We start from the raw sequence: 13,616 nt of genomic DNA, 5'->3' as shown, positions 1-13,616 counted from the left end.
ATAAATCCAGTAAAAAGGGGATAGCTACATGTTAAATGTTCATTCCGCAAGCTGTGAATATAGAGGTGCTCTGCTTGGCACAGACCTCACAAAGCCGCGTTTCAGCTGGATGCTGGAAGCAGCAGAGCGCAGAGGAGTCCGCCAGGCCGCTTATCAGCTGCAAGTAGCCGAGGCATCGGGCGGCTTCGAGGCAAGCCTTTGGGATACGGGCCGGATCGAACAGGAGCAATCGCTTCATATCAAATATGGCGGCCCGTCGCTTGCAGCCCGCACGGCTTATCGCTTCCGCGTTAGAGTATGGGATACGGCAGGAGAAGAGTCGCCTTGGAGCGAGGAGGGCACCTTCGAGCTGGCTCTTGCTGGCGGGGCGGACTGGCAGGCGAAATGGATTACGCCAGATGCATCTTCTATTGCTGCAGATGCGGCCCCGGCCTATTTGCTGCGCCACACCTTTCAGGTGAAAGCGGGGGGCATTTCGTCCGCCCGAGTGTATGCAACCGCGCTTGGCGTGTATGAGCTGTACCTGAACGGCGGCAAGGTGTCGGATGATTTGCTCGCTCCAGGCTGGACCAGCTATCACACCCGTGTGCAATATCAGACCTATGATGTGACCGCGGAGCTTAAAGAAGGCGCAAATGGCATCGGCTTTATGCTGGGCGACGGCTGGTACCGCGGCGGTCTGGGCTTTGATGACAAAAATTATATGTACGGCGACAATCGTGCCGCGCTGCTGGAGCTGCATATCCGTTATGCGGATGGCACAGAAGAGGTCGTAGCGACGGACAGCTCATGGCAGGCGGCGCTTGGCGCGATTCAATACGCGAATATCTATCACGGTGAGACGTATGATGCCCGCTTGGAAATCGAGGGCTGGAGCGAAGCCGGTCGTGGAGGGAACGGATCGGAAGCTCAAGGCGATGATAAGCAGGCGGCTGGCGGATGGTCGGGTGTGCAAGTGCTGGATCTGCCATACAGCCAGCTTGTAGCACAAGAAAACTGGCCGACAAATGTCACCGAAATCATCAAGCCGATTTCCTCGTTTATAACTCCGGCAGGCGATCATGTGCTGGATCTGGGGCAAAACATCGTTGGGCGCATGAGATTTACCGTCGAGGCGCCGGAAGGAACACAAATCGTTTTGCGCCATGCAGAGGTACTGGACAAGGACGGCAACATTTATTTTGGCAACCTGCGTCCGGCGAAGCAGACGCTGACCTATATCGCGAATGGCGACGGCCTAGAAAGCTATGCGCCCCATTTTACCTTCATGGGCTTCCGCTATGTGCTGGTGCAGGGCTTCCCGGGACAGGAAGCAGGCGTTCCATTGCCGGCAGATGTTTTCCAAGGCGAGGTCATGCACTCCGACATGCCTTCATCTGGCGAATTCGAGTGCTCTGACGAGCGAATTAACAAGCTCCAGCAAAATATCCGCTGGGGACAGCGCGGCAACTTCCTCGACGTGCCGACGGATTGCCCGCAGCGCGATGAGCGGCTCGGCTGGACGGGCGACGCGCAAGTATTTATCAGCACTGCTTTATTCAACTTCCAAGGCGCGCCGTTTTTTGCAAAATGGCTGCATGACCTGAAGGCGGAGCAGCATGAGGATGGCGGCATTCCTTTCGTTATTCCTGATATTGTTGGCGGAGCCAATTCAGCGGCATGGGGAGACGCTGCGGTTATTTGCCCATGGACGGTTTATCAATATTATGGCGATGAGCGGCTGCTCTCCGAACAGTATGAAAGCATGAAGCAATGGGTGGAGTACATTCGGGCACAGGGCAGCGAAGAGTATTTGTGGAATAGCGGCTTTCATTTCGGGGATTGGCTTGCGCTCGATGCGAAGGAGAACAGCTATATTGGCGCGACGCCAACGGCATTGATTGCTACCGCCTATTATGCCTACTCCACGCGCATTGTTCGCGACGCAGCGAAGGTGCTCGGCCATGACGAAGACGCAGGTCGCTATGACGAGCTGCACAGCCGCGTAATTTCCGCGTTCCGCGACGAGTTTATGACCAAGAGGGGACGGATCGCTTCGCCGACGCAAACCGCGCATATTTTGGCGCTTATGTTCGACCTGGTGGATGAGAGCGTGAAGGAGCGGGTAGCGGAGGATTTAAACAACCTCATCGTCGAAAATGACTACCATCTGACGACCGGCTTTGTGGGTACGCCGTACTTATGTTTTGCCCTGTCGAACAGCGGCTATCACACAACGGCGGTTCGCCTGCTGCTGCAAGAGAGCTATCCGGGCTGGCTGTATTCGGTATCGAAAGGCGCGACGACGATTTGGGAGCATTGGGACAGCATTAAGCCGGACGGCTCGTTCTGGAGCGACGACATGAACTCGTTCAACCATTATTCCTATGGGGCCATCGGGGATTGGATGTACCGCAAGGTGGCTGGGCTAGACATGGACCCTTCGCAGCCTGCCTTCAAGCATATTCGAATCGAGCCGTTGTTCGGTTCGACCATGCTGACTTATGCTAAAGCCTCCTACGACTCCGTGTACGGACGGATCGAGTCGGGCTGGCGTGTAGAAGGCAGCCGTATTGAGCTTCAAGTAGTCATTCCAGCGAATACGACAGCAGATATTATTTTGCGGGGAGCAACGCTCGCTGGCACGACAGAAGGCGGGGCTTCGCTTGAAAATAAAGCAGGCATCGCATCGGCGGAGGAAACCGCAGCTGGCTTGATCATCCGTGCCGGCTCGGGTACGTACCAGTTCGCCTATGAGAGTGAAGGCCTGTTCCGCTCGCAGTACAGTGCCAAGACGAAGATGAGTGAAATATGGATGGATGAGCGGGCGATCGCCATTGTGAGCCGCCATATGCCAAATCTGTTCAGCGGCGCACAGGCAAACATTGCTAAGCCGTTCTCTCTTCAGCAAATTTGCGACAATGGCATGTTCCGAATTTCCAAGGAGACGATTGACCAGTTGCTTGAGGAGCTTGCAGCGCTGTAGTTGTTGGCAGTAAGGTCATAAGCATGACAATGGGGCGTGTAAATAGGGCAAGTAAATAGGGTGTGAAAAGAGAAGGAAACCGCACGGCTGCTGCCATGCGGTTTTTTCTATGCAGATAGCGATAGCGGCTCCTGCCAAGCCGCATATAACTTTGTAACGAATGTTATTCGATTCCCGTGCCCAGCATCGTACGGATTGTCATTTGCTTTAATCCATGAATGTAGTCCTGCTGCCAATTTCGAATAATAAGCGCTGGCAAATGAGCCTCTGGCACATAAAGAGCGCTGCGGCTTTTTACTTCCTCCAGATCCTTCTCCGACAGATTGATGCTGCAAAAAATAAAAATATCCGGGTTCAGCGTTGCCGTGAAAATCGCAACCAAGCGGCTCATGGCATCAATCAGCTTGGCATCATCGCGCTTTTTGTTCGAACGATTGGTAAGCTCTTGAATGACCTCGCCAAAGTTTTGCTGCCCAAGGGGCAAATAAAAAACCTCGCCAGCAAAAAAGGTGTTCCCTCTGACGAGCTTCCCATTGACCATAATGCCGGCACCAGGGCCATTCATGCCGAAATACAGATAAACAAGCGATAAACTTTTGTTGTTATCCAACTGGTCATGATAGCCGAGTACCGTGGCGTTCATATCATTTTCAATTTGGACCTGAAGCCGGTAGCGGCTCTCGTAAGCGGCCTTCAAATCATAGCCGTTAAATTTCTCGTAGCTGGGAATATGAAAAACCTGGCCGTTCGTCACGCTCGCAGGAACGCCGAAGGTCAAAGCGCGGATGAGCGGATATCGCTCCAAATAAACCTTCATTTGACGGTCCAGCGCTTCCGGCCCTTCATCCAAAACACCGGGCAGCCTCTCTTGCAGAAGGACCTCTCCGACATAATTCAGCAAAGTATAAATGGTGCAGTCCTTTTCCAAATACACGGCTAAGCCCGACATATGCGCTGCATTCAGCATATACATTTGCGGCCTGCGGCCTCCGCTGGATTCCCGCAGCCCCGACAGCAAAACCTCGCCATCCGCCTTCATTTCCTCCATAGCTTTGCTCACGGTCGGGAAGGTCAGCCCTGTTATTTGAGCGATTTCGACCTTGGTCGACTCCTGCTCATAATAGAGCGCGCTGCGAATTTGCTGCCGGATCATTTCGCCCATTAATTTAGGATTCACAAATGGAAGCTTTATTTTTTTCACCATCCTGACGGTTAAACAATTTCATGAACGATGAAAATATTATACCTTAGTTGCGGGCAGTGTTTATATCGTTTCAAGCAAGCTTGATAATGCTTTATAGCTCATTTCGACGCTTTCCAGCGCATCGATCGCAATAACATCTTGCTCGATAATGATGTACTCGGTCGCCGTGAACTGGATAGCGGATTGAATAATCGCTTTCATATCGAGATGGCCTTGGCCAATTTCTATAAAGTTCCGATCATTAAACAGCGGATAAAAATCATCCAGCGTAATTGCCCTGCCTTCAGGGATGGTGCCGAGGACATCGATTGGGCTGGCGCTAACTGGCATATCCTTTAGGTGAAGGAGGACGCAGCGATTGCCTAGCTTTTGAAGCAAGGAATCGATATCAGCTCCGCCTCTAATTGCCCAGTAGGTATCCAGTTCGATTTTTAAGTAATCGGGATTCGTGTTTTCCAATATAATATCGAGCACCATTTGATTGTTGAATTTTTGAAATTCTTGAAAGTGATTATGATAATACAGCTGGATGCCATTCTCATAGAGCTTCTTGCCATAAGCCTGTAATTGCTTGCTGAACGCGAGAGCGTCATCGTAGCCTTGAAATAGCTTCATTGGAATAACAGCCTTCGTGCAGCCGATTGCCAAGTTATATGCGATAATGGCATCCAGCTGCTGCTCTGAATCGACGTTAATATGTGTTCCCATAATCTGAATGCCTTCACGGTCGGTCATTTCTTTTAATTTGTCAGCAGGCAGCGCTTGTATGCTAAATGGGCTTTCCTCGTCGAAGCTAAGCGGAATTTCAATATACTTGTAGCCGATCTTAGCTAGCTGCTGCAGCGTTTTTGCGCGATCCTTGCCAAATTCTTCGCGGACAGAGAACATTTGCAAGCCAATTTTCATAGTCATAATAAAACCTCCAATGGGTATAAGAAATGGTATTGCTTACTTGGTAGCTGTCTGACCCTTCTCGCCAAGAGGTCTCGCGGCATGAGACGTCAGCCCGGCGAATACAATGCCGACAAGGACGACGATTAAGGCCATACGCAAGCCAATTGAATCGCCAATCATGCCAAGCAGCGGCGGCCCAACAAGGAAAGCTAAATATCCGGCTGTTGCTACAGCTCCGACCCGTGCAGCTACACCATGCGGATTGTCGCCAGCGGCGGACAAAGCGACAGGGAAGCCGAAGGCTGCGCCAAAGCCCCACAATACAACGCCGATAGAAGCGATGATGTAATTGTGGCCCAAGATCACGATGAGCAGGCCGGCAATAGCGGATACAGCCGACGCTCGCAGCACAGCTACTCGGCCGAATTTATCGAGCAGCATGCCGCCAGTTGCCCGAACGATGGTCATTGCAGCTACAAATATGCCATAGACGAACGAACCTGTTGAAGCAGAAGTATCATAGCCATCGACCATAATTAAAGGAAGCCAGTCATTGGCTGAGCCTTCCGCGAAGGCCATACCCAAAATAATAATGCCAAGCAGCAGGGTACGCGGCTCTTTCCAGATGGCAAGGCGCTCTTTAGTCGTTAGCGTAGGAGCATTCTTGTCTGTTTTACTTTCTTGTCCTGTTCCTTTAGGCACGAATCGGGACAAATAAACGATGAGCACAACTAATAAAATGAGAACAATACCCAAATGCATGATGACGGACACATGAGACTTCGTTGCTATCCAGCCCACGACAGCGCCGATAAAGGTACCTAAGCTGAAGGCAGCATGAAAGCCGGTCAGCAAGGATTTTTTCATTGCGCGCTCCAGCATGGTGCCCTCAACATTCATTGCCACATCACAAATGCCAAAGCCAAATCCGAAAATTGCTAACCCCACGAACACAACAGGTGCAAAGGTGAAAAAAGAGCTGCCAAGAGCAATGATTGCGAGGCCTCCTGCAGCAATGAGCATCCCGTTCATCATGACAAAACGTCCGCCCTTGCTGGCAATAAAATGCCCTGCACCAAGCAAGCCGAGGATTGAGCCAACAGACAGCCCGAAAATAATCCAGCCCATCTGGCCAGTCGAAGCGCCGAGTGTATCACGAATGGCTGGCGTACGGGAAATCCAGGATGCTGTGGCAAAGCCGCATAAAGTGAAAATCACATAGATGGCATTACGCCATAATCCAATCTGTCTTGCGTGTAAATGTTCGTACATAAGACGCCCCCCCTTGCTCGCTGAGATACTTTTTAAAGATGTTTAATAACTAAGCATGCTTATCATAACGTATTGCAACCGCATTAAAAAGCTGTCTTTTTGCACAAATCATATGGGATTATGGGTTTTGCATAAGGTCTTGTTTAGCTGTGGTTCTGACACTGAGCTACTATTTTATTGAAATCAGCTCTTTTAAATTTAAGGTTTTCCATGCTAACTGTCTTCATTTTGACTGCTGCAAGACTGATTTAACTTAATTGCCTTATATAAACGAAAACGCTTATTTAATATAATTAACTCACAATAGTAAAGCATTAAAGCTTTAACTATTCGAAAGGATGAAGGCTGTTGAATAAAATGGATGCAAGCAAAGTTAGCCCAGAATTTCTACCCGGCCGAATGGATGAGGTAATTGATCAGACGATTGCTGACAAGCGTTTGGTCGGTGCTGTCATTAAAGTGGCGATAGATGGAAAAATGGTGTACAGCCGCGCTGCCGGTTTTGCCGACCGCGAGCTAAACCGGCCCATGCAAGAAGATGCCTTGTTCCGCCTTGCTTCCGTTTCTAAACCTATCGTTTCAACGGCCGCCCTAGTGCTGATTGGGCAAGGCCGCCTGCAGTTGGATGACCGCGTTGATCGTTGGCTTCCCGAGTTCGGGCCGCGATTACAAAGCGGAGAGTCAGCAGCTTTGACGATTCGCCATTTGATGACGCATACCGCAGGTCTGACTTACCGCTTCTTTCAAGAAGAAAATGGTCCCTATCATCAAGCCGGGGTATCGGATGGCATGGATCAGCCGGGTATTACGTTGGAAGAGAATTTGCAGCGTATTGCCTCTGTTCCGCTACTCTATACGCCAGGCACCGAGTGGAAATATTCCATCGCGACAGATGTGCTCGGAGCGGTCATTGCAAAGGTAACGGAAACAACGCTCAGCGAGGCTGTACATTCCTTAGTGACAAAGCCGATTGGCATGAGCGACACCGATTTTATTGCAGTGGACCCTGAGCGGTTGGCTGCCGCTTATACCAATGATCATCCAGAGCCGAGGCCGATACTGGATTTTGACAAAATCGGCTTTTTGGAAGGCACAGCAGGCTTTCGCCTTGCTCCAGGCCGTGCATTTGACAGTACAGCCTATCCTTCGGGAGGTGCCGGCATGGTCGGCAGCGCCGGGGATTTCATGCAGCTGCTGGAAACTTTGCGTAAAGGAGGAGCGCCCCTGCTGCCGGAGGCTCTAGTTCGTGAGCTGACTACCAACCAGATTGGGGATTTGCCAATGGCGCATTGGCCAGGGCGCGGCTTCGGCTTAGGCATCACGGTGCTGAGGGATCCCCTTGCGGCAAATACACCGGAATCACCGGGCACATGGCGCATGGGCGGTACCTACGGACATTCGTGGTTCGTTGATCCAAAGCAGCGGCTCAGCTTCGTGGCGTTTACTAATACTGCACTGGAAGGCATGTCGGGCCAGTTTACGGTTGACCTTTGTGAAGCTGTTTATGACAGCATCAAAAAATAGTCATTCAAAGAAAGCTAGGTTAGTCGGTTTTCCCGGAAATCAAAAGGAGTGAAGTGGCCTCATTAAGGCTGCTTCACTCCTGTTTTATTTTCAGCTACTCCTGAATGATGAACGGTCTGGATTATCTTGCCCAATGTGGCATTAGGGAATGTGTCTTTTATTTGTTCGTCATATTAGTTAAATATTGAAGCACTTGATCACGCAGTTCATTACTTATGCCTATAACTCCCAGTATGTCTGAGAACCATAGACCGTCAACAGCCAAGCGAATAATGGTTGCTTGTACAGGGTCAATGCCATCGTTCTCAATCTGTTTTTGCCAGATGGAGTATTCGCTTTGCAGCTTCGCAAGAATGTCTGGATTTGAAAATAGGGATGCTATAATTGCTGCATTTAACATATTGCCGTCTTGTACATCCTCAAAGGTCGAGTCAATATAAGCGCGGCTCCATTTGCCAGTATCTTTTGACTCATTCATGGCTCTTTGATGTAGATCTGCGAAAAAGCTGCTGGTTGACTCATCCACCATCGCGTATATCAATGCTTGCTTGTTTGGGAAGTGATGGAGCAAGCCGCCTTTGCTTATTCCAGCCTCTTTGGCAACGGCCTCAAGCGTAAGCTTTTCTGCACCGTGCGTTTTGACTACAGTTGAAGCGGCTGATAAAATAAGCAAACGTTTTGCCTGGGTGTTCAAAGGTAGTCACCTCATTTTTACTCTATCATACGCTACTCAAAAAAATTCGGAAAGAGCATGAGTGTTAATACTAAAAAATATAATACGCTGGCTGCAAAGCTCAAGGAGCGGATCGCTCCTATTTTATTTTTAATCGCTGTGTCCGTTTCTTTCAAAATTTTGCGTATTTTACTGCCCATTATTCCGCTCACTGCAGCGATGCCTACTAGCAGAACAATTGCAAGCAGCCACCAAATGGTTGGATACTCCGCTTGGCTGACTAGATAACCGCCTGTAAGAAAGGTGAGGATTAAAGCAAATTGGCCTAAACGGTTCAGCTTAGACAATAAACGCAGGTAGAGATGTTGCGATTTCTCGTCCAGCTGAATATAGAGTACTAATGCGGGAAGCAGTATATATACGCCAAGTAATACGGCCCCTAGGACGTGCAGATAAAGAAAGATTTGATACATGACAAAACTCCTTATCGATTAGTGTATTAGATTTGGGTTAACCCCAGCCGGGCTTTCAGTGCTTTGGCGATGGCCTGCGTTTATCGGCTTGAATGGCGAAAGTAATGACTAGGCCGCCCACAATCAGTATGCCAAGTGCGACCAGGTTAACGACGACAAATGATTGGTTAAAAGCGATTTTAGCCGTATCAATTAAAGTGGCGGCTGCTTGAGCCGAAAGATTTTCTGCGGCCAACAAAGCTTCGTCTAAACTGTCTCTAACCATGGGCGGCGCCACAATATCTGCCGTAAGAACAAAATTTCGGGTATAAAAAAAGGATAAGAAGCTTCCTAAAATAGCTACACCCAGCGCACTGCCCAACTCATAGGAAACCTCCTCGCTTGATGCTGCCATGCCTGATTTTTCGATGGGCACGCTATTCATAATTGCATTTGAGGCGGTTGTGCCTCCAACCCCTAACCCACAACCGAGTATGACCATCGTAAGGACTTGCATAATAGGGCTGTCATTGTAGAATATCAAGTAACCCCCTAGTCCTAATCCGGCTACAATGATGGCTGATAGTTGTGCTTTTAATAAATTAAATCGATGCGTGTACATACCCATCACGATTCCGGCTATAAAGGAGGCAATCGGAATTGCAATCATAAATAAGGAAGACTTTAATGGGCTGTACCCAAGTACAAGCTGGTATCTTTGGGTAAACAGCAATTGCGAGCCAACCAAAATAAAGCTGGCAAGCATTGCCGTAACGACTCCGCCCGTAAATCGCCAATTTTTGAACAATCCCAAATCAATCAAGGGGTCATTGATCGTTTTTTGTCTCTTTATGAAAAAGAAAATCGAAATAGCGCCAATTAGCAGGGAGATAATCGCCATCTCCATGTACCCGCCACGTCTCGTAGCTTCTTTAACTGCAAAAATAACACCGATAAGACCAAGCATGATCTGAATAGAGCCCATCCAATCCCAACTGCGGGAAGAATGGCCTTTATCAGCAGGCACGAACTTAAGTGAAAATAAAAAGGCTAGTAAAACAACCGGTATATTAAGCAAGAAAACAGAGCCCCAATAGAAATGTTCAAGCAATGCTCCTCCAAGGAGTGGTCCGAGACCGGCACCGCCTGAGAAAACGGAACCCCAAACCCCAAAGGCAAAATATCGTTCACGCTCATCTTCAAAATGAATTCGAATAATGGAAAGGGTAGCAGGCATCATCATGGCTGCACCGACAGCTAGAAAAATTCTCCCGATTATTAATATTGCTGGTGTTGGCGAAAGAGCTGCAATAAGCGAAGCCGCTCCAAAAACAACCAAACCCGCTGCAAAAATTCGTTTATGCCCCAATCGATCACCCAGTGCGCCAATCCCCAATAACAACCCTGACATAACGAGTGGATATGCATTTATAATCCATAGTTTCTCTGAAGCACTTGCCGAAAGATCAGAGGTTAGTGTCGGTAATGCCGTATACAAAATGGTCATATCTAAAGAAATGAGTAAGAGCGCGATTGAAACAATCGCAAGCATAATCCATCGCTGATACTTTTGCATGATGCACCTCTAATTATGGTATTGGCCTTTCTCGACATAAATAAAAACCGTCCAGACGGTCTTTTTTTTGCCCTAAAAAAATAGGGCTATAATATAACCTAGCAGATCACCCCTCTTTCCGAATTTTTTAGTACAAGCTTGGTCTGAGTAAACGGTCGTATACGGTTATAAAAAGGGAGCAATTTAAATTATTGTACCGTCCAGACGGTTTTTATGTCAATTATAAATTTTTTAATCTATATTCTATGCCAGGTGAAGAAAAGCTGCTTTCCCGCCTGATTGTGGCGTTAAAGCAGCTAGACTACTAGTTAAACTTCATTTTTGGAAATACCATTCAAGCTTGGGGCAAAATCGGCGGCTTTATTGCCGGTCAACGTCTGGGCTTCTTCCGTTAAGTGATCGTCGTTTTGTTGATTGTTTTTCTTATCTGCACGATTATTAGAGCGGTCCATTTTGGGATCGGCGCTATTTTTGGGCATTATATTCACCTCCATCTTTTCAAAATGTAGTATGAGAAGTTGGATTGAATTTTATCCCAGCCCAAGCGGAACTTGAAGCATACGCCGCTGCAATTGCTGCCATTTACTGAAGAAAGGCTTTGGCCAGCAACCGATACGCATTGTGGCTTGCATCTTTCTCCGTGTAGAAATCAAGCAGCATCACTTCATCTATCATGGCTTGTTCTGCCAAGCGTTCCAATTGGGCTGCTACCTTGTTTATACCGCCAATTATAAAGCGATCTTTATTTTGCTTTCGTGCGGACTCTTCGGCTGGCGAATAAGTATGGCGGCTGGCTTCCTCTAATGTGGGGAACGTAGGAATAGTACCCGAAGTTTGAAGCTTGGCCCAAAACAATTCAACCGGGCCTGCCAAATATTGCGCTTCTTCATCCGTTTCAGCCGTAATCACAATCATGGACATCATGCTTTGGGGCTTAGATAAAAACTTGGACGGTTTAAAATTTTCTTTATACGCTCGCAGCATAGGTACAGCAAGATGCGGCGCTAAATACGAAGCGAATACGAACCCGAGCCCTTTCTGAATGGCAAATTGAACGCCGCCATTGCTGGAGCCTAACATATAGATATCGGGCATGCTGCTTTCGCCAGGAAACGGTGTAATTTGGCTGAACGGATGGTCAGATGGAAAATCCTTCGAGAAAAAGGCGAGCGTTTCATCCAATTGCTCTGGAAAATCATACGAGTTCACAGCGTCTCGCGAACGCCGCAAGGCCAAGGCAGTCAAGCCGTCTGTTCCTGCTGCCCGGCCAATGCCAAGATCAATTCTTTTCGGATACATCGCTTCAAGGGTTAAGAAGTTTTCTACAACCTTAAGCGGGCTATGATTCGGCAGCATAATTCCTCCTGCGCCTACCCGAATATTTTTCGTATGTGCTCCTGCATTAGCGATCATGATTTCCGGCGATGTACTCACCTGATTTTCAGTATTATGATGTTCGGCAAACCAATAACGGGTATATCCTAATTGATCTCCCAACTGGATGCGGTCCAATGAGTCCTTTAATGTCTCAGCAGCAGACCTTCCAGTCATAATCGTAGCAATATCCAAAATAGATAATTTTAATTTTCCTTGGGATGGGGATTCTGTCATTTTAAAAGCTCCTTCTCATCATTTTTTATTAGCATGCTAAATATATAATGAAAAAAAATAGAGGAATCATTATAGATTATCCTCCATTTGCATCAAAAGTCTTCGTAGCAGCAGCCGCTCCTCAGGCAAAATGCCCTGCAGCAGCTTTTCCTGCTGGTTCATCCAAACGTTACGAACGGGTTGTTCTAAAGAAGCCCCTTTAGCGGTTAAATAAACTCTGCTTATCCTAGCATCTGCAGCATCGCGCTGCCGATATACAATCTCATTTTTTTCTAGCGTATTCAGCATATTAGTAACAGTCGAGGGCTCGCAATTCAAATTTTCGCAAAGCTGCTGCTGCGTTATGCCATCACCTCTCCATAGCTGGCAAAGCATATTGTCTTGCCCTACATGCAACTGGAATTCACGCAGCATATTGGCATAGTCTCTTCGTGTTTGAGCGGCTATTTTATCTAGCAGTTGTCGAATTTCGTCTTCGATCATAACGTCACGCCTTTGCGATAAAATGTTTAGCACGCTAATGATATCATGTTTAAATGAAATATACAACTGGCTTGTGCATTCACGATTTTGATTATTAATTCGGAAGTGTATGAGACTGCACTAAAATTTCAACACGCCTGTTGCGCTGCCGGCCCGCCTCTGTAGCATTGCTGTCAATGGGCTTATATTCGCCAAAGCCTTTGGAGCTGAAGTTCCGGGGGTCGAGCTCCTTGTTTTGCAGCAATAAATTTAGAAAATTGAGCGCTCGCATGGCACTAAGATGCCAATTGGAATCAAATTCAGTCATGCCAATCGGGACATTGTCGGTATGTCCGCTAATGATTACATTATGTATAGGGTCCATAACCAGAAGCTGTGATATATCTTTGACGATGCTGATATTGGAGCTTTGGACCTTGGCACTGCCGGAAGCAAATAAAACATCATCCTTAATCGTAATGAGCAGCCCTTCATCCGTCATTTGGGTTTCGAGCTTTGCGGTGAGCTGGTGCTCGGAAATATATTGGTTCACCTGCGATTGTATATGCTCTAATTCGTTTATTTCTTGTGCTTGCGCGGTATCCGGCGTTTCCTGTACGTTTCCCTTATCTGATTTTGCAATGACAGGATTCTCTAATGCAGGCTGCCCTTCGAGTACGCCAGTACCGCTATTAAAGGCCATCCGAAAAGCTTGCGACATCTGTTCGAACTTTGCAGCATCAGCGCTGCTCATGGCATAAAGCACGATAAATAAAGCGACTAGTAAAGTCATTAAGTCCGAATAGGGCAGCAGCCATGACTCATCGACATGCTCTTCTTCATGTTCATGCTTGTTTCGTTTCATTTGTTCCACACCTTTCAAGTCTGATTTGAATAGAATCAATTCAACAACCGATGAATTATAATAATAAGAAAAGGAGCCATTTTTTAAGCAAAATGGGTTCCCTTTCTTATTATTCCCT

12 protein-coding genes are annotated in these 13,616 nt (G+C 47.8%); 2 read left to right on the top strand and 10 right to left on the bottom strand.

The window, feature by feature from the left end; all coding sequences use genetic code 11:
• Positions 1–28 precede the first annotated feature (28 nt).
• Positions 29–2,965, top strand: a complete 2,937-nt coding sequence (locus BBD42_RS07020) for a glycoside hydrolase family 78 protein (protein WP_099517601.1) — start codon at positions 29–31, stop codon at positions 2,963–2,965.
• A 163-nt stretch (positions 2,966–3,128) separates the two neighbouring features.
• On the opposite strand, the gene BBD42_RS07015 is transcribed toward BBD42_RS07020, so the two are convergent.
• The 3 genes from BBD42_RS07015 to BBD42_RS07005 all read right to left on the bottom strand — a co-directional run bounded on the left by BBD42_RS07015 (position 3,129) and on the right by BBD42_RS07005 (position 6,335).
• On the bottom strand, positions 3,129–4,142 hold the full coding sequence (locus tag BBD42_RS07015) for an ROK family protein (protein WP_172455421.1): 1,014 nt from the start codon (positions 4,140–4,142) through the stop codon (positions 3,129–3,131).
• Between the two features lie 87 nt (positions 4,143–4,229).
• Positions 4,230–5,081: a sugar phosphate isomerase/epimerase family protein gene (locus BBD42_RS07010; protein WP_099517599.1), complete on the bottom strand. Its 852-nt coding sequence runs from the start codon at positions 5,079–5,081 to the stop codon at positions 4,230–4,232.
• Between the two features lie 36 nt (positions 5,082–5,117).
• Positions 5,118–6,335: an MFS transporter gene (locus tag BBD42_RS07005; RefSeq protein ID WP_099517598.1), complete on the bottom strand. Its 1,218-nt coding sequence runs from the start codon at positions 6,333–6,335 to the stop codon at positions 5,118–5,120.
• Positions 6,336–6,692: 357 nt separating this feature from the next.
• Between BBD42_RS07005 and BBD42_RS07000 the strand changes: the two genes are divergently transcribed.
• On the top strand, positions 6,693–7,859 hold the full coding sequence (locus BBD42_RS07000; RefSeq protein WP_099517597.1) for a serine hydrolase domain-containing protein: 1,167 nt from the start codon (positions 6,693–6,695) through the stop codon (positions 7,857–7,859).
• Between the two features lie 157 nt (positions 7,860–8,016).
• On the opposite strand, the gene BBD42_RS06995 is transcribed toward BBD42_RS07000, so the two are convergent.
• The 7 genes from BBD42_RS06995 to motB all read right to left on the bottom strand — a co-directional run bounded on the left by BBD42_RS06995 (position 8,017) and on the right by motB (position 13,498).
• Complete coding sequence (locus tag BBD42_RS06995) at positions 8,017–8,553, bottom strand: TetR/AcrR family transcriptional regulator (protein WP_099517596.1); 537 nt, start codon at positions 8,551–8,553, stop codon at positions 8,017–8,019.
• Between the two features lie 32 nt (positions 8,554–8,585).
• Positions 8,586–9,005, bottom strand: a complete 420-nt coding sequence (locus BBD42_RS06990) for a hypothetical protein (RefSeq protein ID WP_099517595.1) — start codon at positions 9,003–9,005, stop codon at positions 8,586–8,588.
• Between the two features lie 55 nt (positions 9,006–9,060).
• On the bottom strand, positions 9,061–10,560 hold the full coding sequence (locus BBD42_RS06985) for an MFS transporter (RefSeq protein WP_099517594.1): 1,500 nt from the start codon (positions 10,558–10,560) through the stop codon (positions 9,061–9,063).
• Between the two features lie 308 nt (positions 10,561–10,868).
• Entirely contained in the window at positions 10,869–11,039 is a 171-nt protein-coding gene (locus BBD42_RS31715; RefSeq protein ID WP_172455341.1) for a hypothetical protein, read from the bottom strand.
• A 103-nt stretch (positions 11,040–11,142) separates the two neighbouring features.
• Complete coding sequence (locus tag BBD42_RS06980) at positions 11,143–12,171, bottom strand: LLM class flavin-dependent oxidoreductase (RefSeq protein WP_099517593.1); 1,029 nt, start codon at positions 12,169–12,171, stop codon at positions 11,143–11,145.
• Between the two features lie 69 nt (positions 12,172–12,240).
• A complete protein-coding gene (locus BBD42_RS06975) occupies positions 12,241–12,654 on the bottom strand; it encodes a MarR family winged helix-turn-helix transcriptional regulator (RefSeq protein ID WP_099521500.1) in 414 nt (137 codons plus the stop codon).
• A gap of 94 nt (positions 12,655–12,748) precedes the next feature.
• Complete coding sequence (motB, locus tag BBD42_RS06970) at positions 12,749–13,498, bottom strand: flagellar motor protein MotB (RefSeq protein WP_099517592.1); 750 nt, start codon at positions 13,496–13,498, stop codon at positions 12,749–12,751.
• Positions 13,499–13,616: the final 118 nt, after the last annotated feature.

It is taken from the genome of Paenibacillus sp. BIHB 4019 (assembly GCF_002741035.1).
Lineage (GTDB): Bacteria > Bacillota > Bacilli > Paenibacillales > Paenibacillaceae > Pristimantibacillus.
This window is presented reverse-complemented; position numbering and strand designations above follow the sequence as displayed.